Source organism: Stenotrophomonas maltophilia group sp. P373, from assembly GCF_053295075.1.
In genome coordinates this window covers 674,347-688,130 of record NZ_CM129994.1, presented here as the reverse complement: position 1 = coordinate 688,130, position 13,784 = coordinate 674,347, and the positions used below count along the sequence as shown (strand labels likewise).

Sequence of the window (13,784 nt, the reverse complement as noted above, 5' to 3'; positions counted from 1 at the left end):
CCTCAGCCGTCGTCATCATCGTCCGGATGTTCACCGAACTCCGGACGGTTCTGCTGGTATTCGCAGCCGTGCAGGGTCTTGCCGGGCGCCCACGCGCGTACGATGCGCGCGCGATCTTCCAGCCAGCCATCGGCCGCCGTGTCGGTGTCGTGGAAGCCGACGTAGGCGACGTCGTCCCAGCCGTCGTAGGGAGGAAGATCCCAGTCTTCAGCCAGGGCCTGCGCGATGTCTCCATCGAGCTCGGCATAGAGGGTCTGACCGAGCTTCACGAAACGCGAAACGGGCTTGCCGGCGATCATCAGCGGCGACGGCGGCGCCCACCAGGAATAGCCCTCTTCGTCCTCCCCAGTCTTCCAATCCCTGAAGCGCGGGTCAGCCGTGTGGGCTGACATGCCCACCGCCCAACCCGCCGTATAGGCGCGGAGCGCATCGGCCCTGCAGCTCAGCACATCGTCCAGCTCTGCAGCGACATCAATGCCTGGCGCGAACATGGTATCTGGCTCTTTGCCACGCCTGCGCAGCTGCGACATCCGGTCGCCATAGCGATCCTCGCAACCTATCAGCACGGCACCGGTATGGCTGGAGATACGCGATGCAGTCAGCGAGCGCACCTGGAAACCGAAGGCTCCCCTGTTTCGAAGTGAAAGCTCCCGAACGTGGATATGAGGGGCGACCGTTTCACTCAATGGCCGCATATGCAACTGACTCGAAATCTCGTCCAGCGATACACCGTCGATGATCGCCATCACCGTTTCGGAAAGCACTGCAATGCGCTGCGTCGGATGGCCGAACACCGTGATTGACGACGGTAGAACGACTTCGCGCAGGGACGCGTTGGGCTGCTCGGCGACGACCCACGAATCGAACGGATGCGCAACCTCGTCGCCCAGCGCGACCGCCCACAGGTGGCGCGACAACGGTTTCTGCACCGAAGCAGGAGCCCGGCACTCAATGACGGCGGTCAGATCCTGCAGCGCCTGTTCGCTTGTGATGGTACGCACGGCACCGGGCTCATCGCCATCTGCGAATGCGGCAGGTGAAACAACCATCCCAAGCGCAACGAGCGCAGGAAGCATACGGATCCGGAAGGATTGCGCCACGATGGTCACCGCTGTGGGAAACCCAGCACTCTGCATTCGCGTCACGAAGGCAGCTATGAAGAAAGTTTCAAATTCTCCCGAGGTTGCTGCCACAGACAGCAATCCGTAGATTTTCAGAGAAGTTGCATGGACCGATGCATGGAACGCCGCTGATCCTCAGCGACTCTTCCCGCTTCCGCCCACGCCATGTTGAGAGCTCTTTTCGCCCTGCTGCTGTGCGCGCCGCTGGCCGCAGATGCTGCAGCGCTGTCACTGGAAGACACCTTCGATGCCTATGCGCGCGTCATCACCCAGAATGACGAGGACGCCAAGGCCGCCTTGCGCAACAGCCTACGCACGGCAGGCACGGACGACTACCCGGACATCGGAGACATCGTTGATGCGCTGTATGCCTTCGGAAATCTTGCCGCTGGGTTCGAAGAACCCACGGCCAGTGCCATCACCGCGCGCCGGAAAACCATCCACTGCCGTGCAGTCACGATCGAAGAGGACAGTTCCTCCCGTCGCGGCGTTGTGGACTATCAGTGCACGCTCCCCGATGTTTCTGGCGCCTTTGACGCCTATCGGGAGAATCTGGCTCGCTCACGCGCCGGGGACCCGGATGGCGATGCGTTCAGGGATTTTCTTGGGACCTATGCGAGAACCCTGCGCGACGCGCCTGACACCACGTACATGGCGAGGGCGGAGTTCTCGCGTATTGGCGACAAGGGTCCATGGAGCAGTGCGGACATGCTGTTCCTTGGCGTGAATCTACTGAAGGAGCTGATGCCGTTCTCCGCTTGGAACGAGCGTATTGAAGCTGAGGAAGACACTGATCAGGTCCGGGCAGAATAGAGGGCTTTCGAGATGCTCACCCACTTCCACAGTATCGCGCGCTCGGCCCTGCTTTTCCTGCAGGCCGTGCTGCTCGCGGGCTGCTCACAGGCCTCACAACCGCCAATGGCCGTACCCGGCTCGGTCGTCAGCCTGTCGCCACCTCCCGGGTTCACCCTCGCCCCCAACTTCTCCGGCTTTGTCAGTGAAGATGGACGAGCCAGTATCCTGATCGCCGAACTGCCCGCCGAGGCCAGCAGCGCAGTCGGAGCACTCTTCGTGGATGAGCCCGCTGCGCGAAACCGCTTTGCCAGCCAGGGCGTCCACGTCGATCGACTGGAATCGCTCAGCATCGAAGGGCGAACGGTTCCCGTAGTCATTGGCAGCCAGGTGGCGCACGGTTACAGCTTCGAGAAGTGGATGGCGCTTTTCCGCGGCTCCCCCACTGTCATGATCACGGTGCAAGCTCCACGCGACCATGCACTGACGCACAGCCAAGCGATGCAGGCCCTTTCCTCGGTAACGATCGGCGCACAGGCCACACGCGAACAGAAGATTGCGGCTTTGCCTTTCACCCTCACGCCGGAGCCGCCGTTCCGGCTGATCGATACGCTCTCAAGCTCGGCAATGCTGCTCACGGCTGGCGAACTGGATACGGATCCCGAAGGCCGCCAACCCTCGGTGATTGTCGCATCCCAGCTTTCTCTCCCGTTTGCCTCGAACGATCTACAGAAGGTGTCCGATCAGCTGATTGCAGGAACTGTCAGGATTCAGGGCGGAACGATTACCTCAAGAAAGGACATGCCGTTCGGTGGTATCACCGGGCATCGGGTTGATGGGATAACACCGGACGGACGCCGCTACCGCCACTATCTCGCCCTCTGGCCGGGTGAGCGATTCGTGCGGTTGGTCGCCATCCTGCCGGCAGACAGTTCCAAGGCAGTGGAAGACGCGGTTGATGCCATGGCCGCTTCGGTCCGATTCCGCGAGCCATGACAACACTGGTGCCGACCGCCAGGCTCGCGCGATTCTGTAGCGCCGGGTCAAGCGCGGCACCTTTCCCAACGCCGCACATTTTCAGACACGTTGCATGGACCCTGCATGAAGTTCCCCTGATCCTCATGGCCGTCCCGGATCGCCCGTGTGCCCCATGCTGAAACCCATCCTCCTGCTGGGAGCGCCGCTCACCGCTGCCGCCGCGCCCCCTGCTGTGCTCTCACTGGAAGAGACCTTCGAGACCTATGTGCAGGTCATCGTTCGCGGCGACACGCCGTCGAAAGAGAAGCTGCGGCACCATCTGCTCGCATTCGCGAACAGCGACAGCATTGATGTGACCGTCAACGCCATCGATGCGCTTCAGCTGCCCAAGGCCGCCTTCAACGGTACGGCAATGGAACCGGTTGCCAGCGCTCTGGAGATGCGGCAGAAGGCCCTGTCCTGCACCATCACTGACATCACCCGGGAGACGGTGCATTTAACGCCACAGGCAACCGTGGCGTATCGCTGCGCTTTCCCCGACCTCTCGGGCTTCTTTCCGACCTACCGCGACGCGCAGAAGCGACGTGCCGACGTCGGCCGTGATGATCCCGAACACGCCAAGGCCCTCTTCGTGGCATTCGCCAACGCCCTGCGCGACGCGCCGGATCGCTCACATGAGGGCAGCGCCGTGTTCCTGCAGGCCCGAGGCAAAGGTCACTGGATGGCCCTCGACCTGCCGTCGCTGGGTAACACGCTGCTGCAGCAGGTACTGCCCTTCGACGCATGGAACACGCGGGTCGCAGCGGAATCCGTACCTGTGGTTACCAGCATTCCCACCTGCGACCTGATGATGGCCGACCAGCTGAGGTTCTTTGCCCGGCATCACCCGCAGAGTCCCTTTCTGAGCAACGGCGTACTGCAACGCAATCTGCTCAAGCGCGTGGAGGGAATGAGCGATGCGGAGGCGACGCGCGACTGCCAGATCGTCCATGAGCGCAACCGGGAGCTGTGGAACAGCGAGAAGACCGACTGAGGTCGGGGCGTCATGATCCGGCATCTGGTGATCCCGCTGCTGGGCCTGCCGCTCTGGGATGCGCCGCGCCGGGCATCGAGCGTCAAGCGCGTATCGAAACACTGTTCCAGCACTGGGCCATCGAGCTGTGCGATCTCACATAGCATCCTCCTGGTGTGACGTGCTGGCCGGATAGGGCGGCGAAACGTGCAGCTCATCCGTGCCCGGCGCATCGTCACCGACGACCAGGGCGACTGCATTTTCAGAACCGTTGCATGGCCGTGCGCACACTGCGTGATCAATGCTGTTGTCCTCTTCCACGAGGGCAACAGCATGAAACACCGCACAACCTCGACCACGGCCCTGCTTGTCGCGCTGATGGCGTGCTGGCACGCCGAAGCGTCCAGACCCAGGACCTTCTTCGTGCAACCTTCGGTTGCGTTCGAGTCGACCCAGCTGCGCGACCGCGACATCGACGCGCAACTGAGCGAGAACGACGATTGCCGGGCGTTCCTGCAGTACCACGATCAGTGCGCACCGTCGGTACTGCCGGACGAGTACGACCAGGGCATCAGCCGGCGCAGGCTGCGGTGGAAGTCAACGCAACTGACGGGAGAAGCACTCGGTGCCTACTGCCGTGACCTGCATCTGCTGTGGAAGCAGCAATGGAAAGAGCAGTGCCCCGCCCACGAGGACGAGGGCACCTGACAGCGCCGGAACGGGGCCAGTGCCCCGCGATTGACTCACGGGCGCAACAGCAGCCGGATGTCCTCGCCGACCTGGCGCTGGTCAACCACGCGCAGGCGGCGCTGCTGGCCCATTGCCTCGATGCCCAGGCCCGCCAGCAACGGACGACCGTTGTCGCCCAGCAGCGTGGGCGCCTGGTACAGCAGCAGTTCGTCCACCCAGCCAGCGCGCAGCAGCGCACCGGCCAGTGTCGCGCCGGCTTCGGTATGCACTTCGTTGATGCCGCGCTCGGCCAGCAGCGCCAGCACCGCGCCCAGGTCCAGCCGCCCTTCAACGCAGGGCACGCTGGCAAATTCGGCGTCGGCCGCATCCGGTGCGCTCACCGCCGCATCGTGCAGGTACAGCGTCGGCGCACCGCCCTCGCGCACACGGCTGCATTCGAGCGAACGCAGGCGCGAATCGAGCACCACGCGCAGTGGCGGCATCACTTCGGCACCGGCCAGGCGCACGGTCAACATCGGGTCGTCGGCCAGCACGGTATCGGCGCCAGTCAGGATCGCACCGGCGCGAGCGCGCCAGTGCTGCACGTCCTCGCGCGCAGCCGGCCCGGTGATCCACTTGGAGCTGCCGTCGGCCATCGCGGTGCGGCCATCGAGGCTGGCGGCCAGCTTCACCCGCAGCCACGGGCGGTTGCGCTCCACGCGTGACAGGAAGCCCTTGTTGAGCTCGCGCGCCGGCGCCGCCATCAGTCCTTCGGCAACCTCGATACCTGCATTGCGCAGCAGATCGAAGCCACCGCCATCAACCTTCGGGAAGGGATCGCGCATCGCCGCCACCACGCGCGTCACGCCCGCTTCGATCAGCGCCAGTGCGCACGGCGGCGTGCGCCCGTAATGGGCGCAGGGCTCCAGGGTGACATAAGCGGTGGCACCGCGGGCCTCGCTGCCGGCTTCGCGCAGTGCGAATACTTCAGCGTGCGGCCCCCCTGCGCGCTGGTGCCAGCCCTGCCCGACCACGCGTTCGCCGTGGGCGATCACGCAGCCGACCATCGGGTTGGGCCGGGTGGTATAGGCAGCGCGCTCGGCCAGGCGCAGCGCGTTGGCCATGTGCAGGTGGTCGAGGACGGAGAACGAGGGTGTCATGCGACCATGGTAACGCTGCCGGTGTTGATCCATGCCATCGGTGCCAATCCAGGTTGGCACCCACCCAGGCAGAGGCGGTCAGCCCTTCTTCTTCTTGGTCAGGGCGATCACATCGCCCAGCAGCTGCAGCTGTTCGGTGCTGGACGGCAGGTCGCGCTCGAGCTTCTCGATCTCCTCGCGGAAATCGGCCACGTCCTCGAAGCTGCGGTACACCGAAGCGAAGCGCACGTAGCCCACGTGGTCGAGCTTGCGCAGTTCGTTCATGACGAACTCGCCAACCTTGATCGAGGGCACTTCGCGCTCGCCGCTGATGCGCAGCTGGTGCACCACCGCGCGTACCGCCGCTTCGATCTTGTCTTCGGGCACCGCGCGCTTCTGCAGCGCGCGGTCGAACCCCGCGCGGACCTTGCGCTGGTCGAACGCTTCGCGGGTGCCATCGCTCTTGACGATGGCCGGCAGCTTCAGCTCGACCGTTTCCAGAGTGCTGAAGCGCTCGCCGCAGGCTTCGCATTCCCGCCGACGGCGAATCGTCGCGCCGTCTTCAGAGACGCGCGAGTCGATGACCCGGGTATCGGCATGTTGGCAGAAGGGGCAATGCATGGAACGCCTGGCTCAGGGAGCAATTGCCACGATCATGGCAGCGTCGCAAAGGTACCTGAGAAAGGGCGCCGCAGCAAATGCTGCCTGCGCGGAAGCGCCTGCATTCTGGCCACCCAAGGTGTGCGGCGAGTTCGTGATGTCCGGCTCAACCCGGTGCGGGCGGCGGCGATGCCACGCGTGACCAGCGCAGCCACGCCAGGTGCCCGGCCATCACCAACAGCGGTGGGCCAAAGCCGAGGAAGGCCAATGTCGAGATCTCCCCGTACTTGAAGGTGAAGTACAACGCGGCGGCGATCACGCCCAACGCAGCCAGCACGCCCAGCGCCAGGCCGGCCCAGGCGGCAACCGGTGATTGGCGCAGGCCGGCAACACCGCGCCACAGGAACAGCCCGCTCAGCCACAACCACGACAGCAGGCCGATGATCCCGGCCGACGACCACAGCAGCAACAGCGTGTGCTCGTCGCCCGTCAGGTACTTGCCGTCCCATACGACCATCAGCCCCAGCACGGCACCCGTACCGCCTGCTGCCACGGTGGGCAGGCCCACCAGCAGGCCGGCAATGGCCATCCCGCGCTTGTGCAGGCGCTCATCCATGCGTTCGATGTCCTTCCATGGGCCACGTCATGCGCGGCGCTTGATCCACACCAGCATCGCCGCCGGCACCAGCATCGATGGGCCCAACAGCAACAGGGCGATGCCTTCGGCGTGGACCGTGATGCTCCACCACAGCGCCAGCCCCAGCGGGGGCACAGCGGCAAGACCGCCGGCCAGCAGCATCCACCACCAGAGGCGATGCACCTGCAGCCCGGCACGCCCCTGCAGCAGATACCCGGCGCTGAGCCACAACCAGGCCAGGCAGCCGGCAATGCCGGCCAGGCCCCACAGCGGCATCACCGTCACCGCGGCCAGCGTGCCATGGCCGAACTGGCCCAGCCCCGTCAGCAGCAGCATCGTCGCCGCGACACCGCCCACTGCCAGGCTGGGCAGGCCAAATGCCACCGCCAGGACGGCATACAGGTACTTGAGGCGGCGATCAGCCGTAAACCGGGTACTTGCGGCACTGCGCGCTGACGGCATCACGCACGCGGGCGATGACGGCATCATCGTTCGGCGCGTCCAGCACGTCGGCGATCCAGTTGGCCAGGTCCACGCAGTCCTGCTCGACGTAGCCACGGGTGGTCACGGCCGGGGTGCCCAGGCGCAGGCCCGAGGTCACGAACGGAGAACGCGGATCGTTCGGCACCGAGTTCTTGTTGACGGTGATGTGAGCCTTGCCCAGCGCAGCTTCCGCATCCTTGCCGGACACGTCCTTGCCGATCATGTCGACCAGCATCAAGTGGTTCTGGGTGCCACCGGAAACGATCTTGTAGCCGCGCGAGATCAGCGTGTTGGCCATCGCCTGGGCGTTCTTCACCACCTGCTGCTGGTAGGCCTTGAAGCCCGGTTCCAGCGCTTCCTTGAAGGCCACGGCCTTGCCGGCGATGACGTGCATCAGCGGACCGCCCTGGATGCCCGGGAACACGATCGACTGCAGCTTCTTGACCAGGTCTTCGTCGGCGCCCTTGGCGATGATGATGCCGCCACGCGGGCCGCGCAGGGTCTTGTGGGTGGTGGAGGTAACGACGTGGGCATGCTCCAGCGGGCTCGGGTAGACGCCAGCGGCGACCAGGCCGGCCACGTGGGCCATGTCCACGAACAGGTAGGCACCGACCTTGTCGGCGATGGCGCGGAAGCGCGCCCAGTCGATCACCTGCGAGTACGCCGAGAAGCCGGCGACGACCATCTTCGGCTTGTGCTCCAGGGCCAGGCGCTCGACTTCGTCGTAATCGATCAGGCCCTGGTCGTTGACGCCGTACTGCACGGCGTTGAACAGCTTGCCCGAGGCATTGACCTTGGCACCGTGGGTGAGGTGGCCGCCGTGGGCCAGGCTCATGCCGAGGATGGTGTCACCCGGCTGCAGCAGGGCGAAGTACACGGCCTGGTTGGCCTGCGAGCCGCTGTGCGGCTGCACGTTGGCGTAGTCCGCGCCGAACAGCTGCTTGAGGCGGTCGATCGCCAGCTGCTCGGCGATGTCCACGTATTCGCAGCCACCGTAGTAGCGCTTGCCCGGGTAGCCTTCGGCGTACTTGTTGGTCAGCTGGCTGCCCTGGGCTTCCATCACCGCCGGGCTGGTGTAGTTCTCGCTGGCGATCAGCTCGACGTGGTCTTCCTGGCGCTGGGTCTCAGCGGCAATGGCCTTGGCCAGTTCGGGATCGTAGGTTTCGATGCGGACGTCACGCGGGAACATCGGGTACTCCAGCAGGCAGGGAAAGGGGTACGGCTCAGCCCCTGATTGTAGCCCCGCACCGGCCTGCCGGGGCCGAAAAGGCCGGGGCCGGCACTCCCGAAGGAATCCGGCCCCGTATGGTTTCCAGGGATGTTGTGGGATCAGGGCCCTTTCCGTTGGAAAGGGATCCGACCCCGGCCGCGATCCTCAGCGACTGTTGATGATGTAGTCGGCGATGATGCCGGTCGCCACCGCCACCAGCAGCATGTTGCCGCGGTCGTCGCGGATCCAGTGGTGCCCATACGGCGGGCGGCGCAGGTGGTAGCGCGGGTAGTCGTTCACCACATAGATCGGGCCGCGGTAGTAATCGCGGTAGCGGTGGCCGACCTTCCAGCCGTAGCCCGGGCCGTAGGCCGGGCGGTAGACCACGCGCGGCGGCGGCGGGGCCGGGCGGTAGTAGCGGTCGTGGTCGCGGTGCCAGTCGCGGCGGTCGCGCTCCCAGTCGCGGCGTGCCTCGCGGCGGTCGCGTTCCCAGTCACGGCGGTCCTGTCGCCATTCGCGGCGGTCCTCGCGCCACTCGCGGCGGTCATGGCCGCGACGGTGGTCGTTGTCGGCAAAGGCCGGGGCCACCGCGCCGAACGCCAGCACAGAGGCCACGGCGCCGGCCATTACTCGATTGATGCGCATGTCAGACCTCTGCTTGGGTGGTGGTGAGCCCATATTGCGCAACCGATCTGAACCGTTTCCGGCTGGAAACGCTTCCCGCTGCAGGACTGTGACGCAGTATTCAGCCCACGGCCAGCCCGACGGCGCCTGCCCGGCGCGGCCCGGAACCGGTTCCGGCTATAATTGGCGGTATTCCTTTCCAGTCTGTGCCCGCTGCCACAACGGGATGTTCCCGTGATGGGCCGGGCGCAGGGCCGCGCCTACGGAGACCTCATGTCCTCGCAATACATCTACACCATGAACCGCGTGTCCAAGGTGGTCCCGCCCAAGCGGCAGATCATCAAGGACATCTCGCTGTCCTTCTTCCCGGGCGCCAAGATCGGCCTGCTGGGCCTGAACGGCGCCGGCAAGTCCACCGTGCTGAAGATCATGGCCGGCGTGGACACCGATTTCGAGGGTGAAGCCCGCCCGCAGCCGGGCATCAAGGTCGGCTACCTGGCCCAGGAACCGGAACTGGACCCGAACAAGACCGTGCGCGAGTCGGTCGAGGAAGGCGTGGGTGAAGTGCTGCAGGCCCAGGCCGCGCTGGAGGCGGTGTACGCCGCCTACGCCGAAGAAGGTGCCGACTTCGACGCATTGGCCAAGGAGCAGGAGCGCCTGGAGGCGATCCTGGCCGCCGGTGATGCGCACACCCTGGAAAACCAGCTGGACGTGGCTGCCGATGCGCTGCGCCTGCCGCCCTGGGATGCCAAGATCGCCAACCTGTCCGGCGGTGAAAAGCGCCGCGTGGCACTGTGTCGCCTGCTGCTGCAGAAGCCGGACATGCTGCTGCTGGACGAACCGACCAACCACCTCGACGCCGAGTCGGTGGAATGGCTGGAACAGTTCCTGGCGCGCTACACCGGCACCGTGGTGGCCGTCACCCACGATCGCTACTTCCTGGACAACGCCGCCGAGTGGATCCTGGAACTGGACCGCGGCCGCGGCATTCCGTGGAAGGGCAACTACACTGAATGGCTGGTGCAGAAGGATGAGCGCCTGAAGCAGGAAGAGAACCAGGAAAAGGCCCGCCAGAAGGCGATCCAGAAGGAACTGGAGTGGTCGCGCCAGAACGCCAAGGGCGGCCGTTCCAAGGGCAAGGCCCGTCTGGCCCGCCTGGAAGAGCTGCAGTCGCAGGATTACCAGAAGCGCAACGAGACCAACGAAATCTTCATCCCGCCGGGCGAGCGCTTGGGCAACATGGTGATGGAGTTCAAGAACGTCTCCAAGAAGTTCGGCGACCGCCTGCTGATCGACAACCTGTCGATGCTGATTCCGCCGGGCGCGATCGTCGGCATCATCGGCCCGAACGGCGCCGGCAAGTCGACCCTGTTCAAGATGATCACCGGCCAGGAAAAGCCGGATTCGGGCGAGATCGTGATCGGTCCGACCGTGCAGCTGTCCTACGTGGACCAGAGCCGCGACAAGCTGGAAGGCAACCACAACGTCTTCCAGGAAATCGCCGGCGGCCTGGACATCCTCAACATCAACGGCATCGAGATCCAGTCGCGCGCCTACATCGGCCGCTTCAACTTCAAGGGCCAGGACCAGCAGAAGATGGTCGGTTCGCTGTCCGGTGGTGAGCGTGGCCGCCTGCACATGGCCAAGACCCTGCTGCAGGGTGGCAACGTGCTGCTGCTCGACGAACCGTCCAACGACCTGGACATCGAAACCCTGCGTGCACTGGAAGACGCGCTGCTGGAGTTCCCGGGCAACACCTTCGTGATCTCGCACGACCGCTGGTTCCTGGACCGCATCGCCACGCACATCATCGCTTTCGAAGGCGACTCGCACGTGGAGTTCTTCCAGGGCAACTACCGCGAGTACGAGGAAGACAAGAAGCGCCGGATGGGCGATGACGCTGCGCCGAAGCGCCTGCGCTTCAAGGCGCTGAAGTAAGGCAACCGGAAAGGCCGCGCTCGCGCGGCCTTTCTCCTTTCGGCAGGTCACCACCGTTGGTGGTGACGCTTTGAAGCGTACCGACCAACGGTCGGTACCCACCACCAACGGTCGGTACCCACGTTCTGCATTCGGGTAGGTCACGACCGTTGGTCGTGACACCTTATCGTCGCGAGAATCTCCATGTCCCTGTTCGAGCGCATGTTCCAGCTGCAGCAGCACGGCACCACCGTGCGTACCGAGCTGCTGGCCGGCATCACCACCTTCCTGACGATGTCCTACATCGTCTTCGTCAACCCGGAGATCCTCGGCACCACCGGCATGGACGCGGGTGCGGTGTTCGTGGCCACCTGCCTGGCCGCCGCGCTGGGTTCGGCGGTAATGGCGCTGGCGGCCAACTTCCCGGTCGGCATGGCACCGGGGATGGGCCTGAACGCGTTCTTCGCGTTCACCGTGGTCGGCGCTGCCGGCCTGCCGTGGCAGCAGGCGCTAGGGGCGGTGTTCATTTCCGGCCTGGTGTTCCTGGTGCTGTCGCTGACCGGTGTGCGGGCATGGCTGGTGTCGGGCATTCCTTCGTCGCTGCGCTCGGCGATCGTGGCCGGCATCGGCCTGTTCCTGGCGATCATCGCATTGCAGAAATCCGGCGTGATCGTCGGCAACGAAGACACGCTGGTGGCGCTGGGCCCGTTGAACACGGCGCCGCCACTGCTGGCGCTGGCCGGTTTCCTGTTGATCGCAGTGCTGGAAGCACGCCGGATCCGCGGCGCGATCCTGATCGGCATCCTGGCGGTGACCGGTGCGGGCTGGGCATTGGGCGACGTGCAGTACCAGGGCCTGGTCTCGCTGCCGCCGAGCCTGGCCCCCACCTTCCTGCAGCTGGACCTGCCGGGCCTGCTGCACCATGACGGCGGTGCGCCGATCGCGGTGTTGCTGCAGGTAGTGCTGGTGTTCGTGCTGGTGGAAGTGTTCGATGCCACCGGCACCCTGTATGGCGTGGTCGGTCGCGCCGGACTGCTGAAGCTGCCGGGCGCGCAGAAGCGCTTCGGCCGCGCGTTGCTGGCCGACAGCACCGCCATCGTGGCCGGTTCGGTGCTCGGCACCAGCAGCACCACCGCTTTCGCGGAAAGCGCCTCGGGCGTGCAGGTGGGTGGCCGTACGGGCCTGACTGCGCTGGTCGTATCGGCGCTGTTCGTGGCCGCGCTGCTGTTCTCGCCGCTGGCGGCGATGGTGCCCAGCTATGCCACCGCACCGGCGCTGCTGTTCGTGGCCGGCCTGATGCTGCGCGAACTGGTGGAAGTGGACTGGAGCGACCTGACCGAATCGGTGCCGGCCGCACTGTGCGCGCTGGCGATGCCGTTCACCTACTCCATCGCGAATGGCCTGGCGTTTGGCTTCATCGCGTATGCGGCACTGAAGGCCGGCACCGGCCGCTGGCGCGAAGTGCATCCGGCGGTATGGCTGGTGGCGGTGCTGTTCACCCTGCGCTACGCGTTGGAGTAAGCACACGGTGGTGCCGGCCAGCGGCCAGCACCACCGGTCGCTGGGTTCACCTGCTGCGCACGGTGCTCTGGGATGATGCGGGCATGGTTGCGCCCGTCCTTCCCGCAGATCCGTCTTCGCCGTTGCGCCGCCGCCTGCTGCGCGCGGCCGTGCTGGCGCCGTTGGCCGGTACGCTCGCCACCCTGCCCGGCTGCTCGCTGCCGGTGCAGGTCGACGGCACCTTCCTGCAGCCCTGGCGCAGCCACCTGCAGTGGGGACTGGCCGACTGGCAGCGCTCGTTGAAGCTTGCACATACGCTGGGCTGCCGTCAGCTGGTGCTGCAATGGACCGGCATCGTCGGCGGCAGTGACGGCGACTGGTCACTGCCCGACGGCAGCCTGCAGCAGCTGTTCACCGCCGCCAGCGAGAACGACATCCGCATCCGCGTCGGACTGCCCTTCCAGCAACGCTGGTGGCAGGCGATCGGGGCCGACGATGCCACGCTGCAGGCGTTCCTCGCCGACAGCCTGGCGCATGCACGCCGCTGGTTGGCACAGGCGCCCTGGGCGCAGGTACCCGCCTTCGAGGGCTGGTACCTGCCCTACGAGCTGGAGCAGTACCACTGGGCCGATCCGGCCCGCCAGCAGTGGCTGGCGCAATGGCTGCACGGGCTGGCAGACGCCGCCCGCGCGCGCGGCGGTGACTGCGCGATCTCCTGCTACTTCAGCCGCCTGCAGACCGACGGCAACCTGGTCACGCTGTGGCAGGCGGTGCTGGCACAGGCCACGCTGCGGCCGATGGTGCAGGACGGCGTGGGCGTTGCCGGCGCCGGCAACGTGCAGCAGCTTCAGCCGTTGCTCGATCACTTCCACGCGCACGACATCGGCTTCGATGCGATCGTCGAGCTGTTCCGCGAACTGCCCGGCAGCGCCGCTGATGGCAGCGGGTTCAAGGGCGAGACTGCCGATGCCGCGCGGATCCGACGGCAGCTGGCGTGGGCACGCGACAGCGGCGCACAGCACGTGCTGGTCTATGCGCTGGAGCCGTGGCTGACCCAGGACACGCCGCAGGCGGCGGCGCTGCGGCGGCGGTGGGGGGTTGC

General features: G+C 65.8%; 13 protein-coding genes and 1 pseudogene. 7 read left to right on the top strand and 7 right to left on the bottom strand.

Going from position 1 to position 13,784, the window contains the following annotated elements:
* Nucleotides 1-2: 2 nt before the first annotated feature.
* Complete coding sequence (locus ACSYHF_RS03105) at nt 3-1,193, bottom strand: hypothetical protein (protein ID WP_447576075.1); 1,191 nt, start codon at nt 1,191-1,193, stop codon at nt 3-5.
* A gap of 93 nt (nt 1,194-1,286) precedes the next feature.
* Between ACSYHF_RS03105 and ACSYHF_RS03100 the strand changes: the two genes are divergently transcribed.
* The 4 genes from ACSYHF_RS03100 (at nt 1,287) to ACSYHF_RS03085 (ending at nt 4,611) form a co-directional block, all read left to right on the top strand.
* Nucleotides 1,287-1,934: a hypothetical protein gene (locus ACSYHF_RS03100; protein ID WP_111128406.1), complete on the top strand. Its 648-nt coding sequence runs from the start codon at nt 1,287-1,289 to the stop codon at nt 1,932-1,934.
* 12 nt (nt 1,935-1,946) lie between these two features.
* Complete coding sequence (locus ACSYHF_RS03095) at nt 1,947-2,909, top strand: hypothetical protein (RefSeq protein WP_069139489.1); 963 nt, start codon at nt 1,947-1,949, stop codon at nt 2,907-2,909.
* 154 nt (nt 2,910-3,063) lie between these two features.
* Nucleotides 3,064-3,924 (top strand): hypothetical protein, encoded by an 861-nt coding sequence (locus tag ACSYHF_RS03090; RefSeq protein WP_447576074.1) that lies wholly within the window; start codon nt 3,064-3,066, stop codon nt 3,922-3,924.
* A gap of 186 nt (nt 3,925-4,110) precedes the next feature.
* Nucleotides 4,111-4,611, top strand: a complete 501-nt coding sequence (locus ACSYHF_RS03085; protein WP_005415258.1) for a hypothetical protein — start codon at nt 4,111-4,113, stop codon at nt 4,609-4,611.
* Between the two features lie 35 nt (nt 4,612-4,646).
* Here ACSYHF_RS03085 and ribD read toward each other — a convergent pair whose 3' ends face one another.
* The 6 genes from ribD to ACSYHF_RS03055 form a co-directional block, all read right to left on the bottom strand.
* The gene (gene ribD, locus ACSYHF_RS03080; RefSeq protein ID WP_262222081.1) at nt 4,647-5,732 is read right to left on the bottom strand and encodes a bifunctional diaminohydroxyphosphoribosylaminopyrimidine deaminase/5-amino-6-(5-phosphoribosylamino)uracil reductase RibD; all 1,086 of its coding nucleotides are present in this window, start codon (nt 5,730-5,732) and stop codon (nt 4,647-4,649) included.
* A gap of 78 nt (nt 5,733-5,810) precedes the next feature.
* On the bottom strand, nt 5,811-6,332 hold the full coding sequence (gene nrdR / locus ACSYHF_RS03075; protein WP_005415256.1) for a transcriptional regulator NrdR: 522 nt from the start codon (nt 6,330-6,332) through the stop codon (nt 5,811-5,813).
* 145 nt (nt 6,333-6,477) lie between these two features.
* Complete coding sequence (locus ACSYHF_RS03070; protein WP_447576073.1) at nt 6,478-6,927, bottom strand: hypothetical protein; 450 nt, start codon at nt 6,925-6,927, stop codon at nt 6,478-6,480.
* Nucleotides 6,928-6,954: 27 nt separating this feature from the next.
* Complete coding sequence (locus ACSYHF_RS03065; protein WP_447576072.1) at nt 6,955-7,410, bottom strand: hypothetical protein; 456 nt, start codon at nt 7,408-7,410, stop codon at nt 6,955-6,957.
* Entirely contained in the window at nt 7,367-8,620 is a 1,254-nt protein-coding gene (gene glyA / locus ACSYHF_RS03060) for a serine hydroxymethyltransferase (RefSeq protein ID WP_005415251.1), read from the bottom strand. Before glyA ends, ACSYHF_RS03065 begins: the two co-directional genes overlap by 44 nt.
* Nucleotides 8,621-8,806: 186 nt before the next feature.
* The gene (locus ACSYHF_RS03055) at nt 8,807-9,286 is read right to left on the bottom strand and encodes an RcnB family protein (protein WP_095378073.1); all 480 of its coding nucleotides are present in this window, start codon (nt 9,284-9,286) and stop codon (nt 8,807-8,809) included.
* Nucleotides 9,287-9,538: 252 nt separating this feature from the next.
* Here ACSYHF_RS03055 and ettA point away from each other — a divergent pair, with 252 nt between their 5' ends.
* The 3 genes and pseudogenes from ettA to ACSYHF_RS03040 all read left to right on the top strand — a co-directional run.
* Entirely contained in the window at nt 9,539-11,203 is a 1,665-nt protein-coding gene (gene ettA, locus ACSYHF_RS03050; protein ID WP_005415249.1) for an energy-dependent translational throttle protein EttA, read from the top strand.
* Between the two features lie 183 nt (nt 11,204-11,386).
* Entirely contained in the window at nt 11,387-12,703 is a 1,317-nt protein-coding gene (locus tag ACSYHF_RS03045; RefSeq protein WP_005415248.1) for an NCS2 family permease, read from the top strand.
* 83 nt (nt 12,704-12,786) lie between these two features.
* A pseudogene (locus tag ACSYHF_RS03040) lies at nt 12,787-13,782 on the top strand (DUF4434 domain-containing protein); the annotation flags it as partial.
* Between the last annotated feature and the right edge of the window lie 2 nt (nt 13,783-13,784).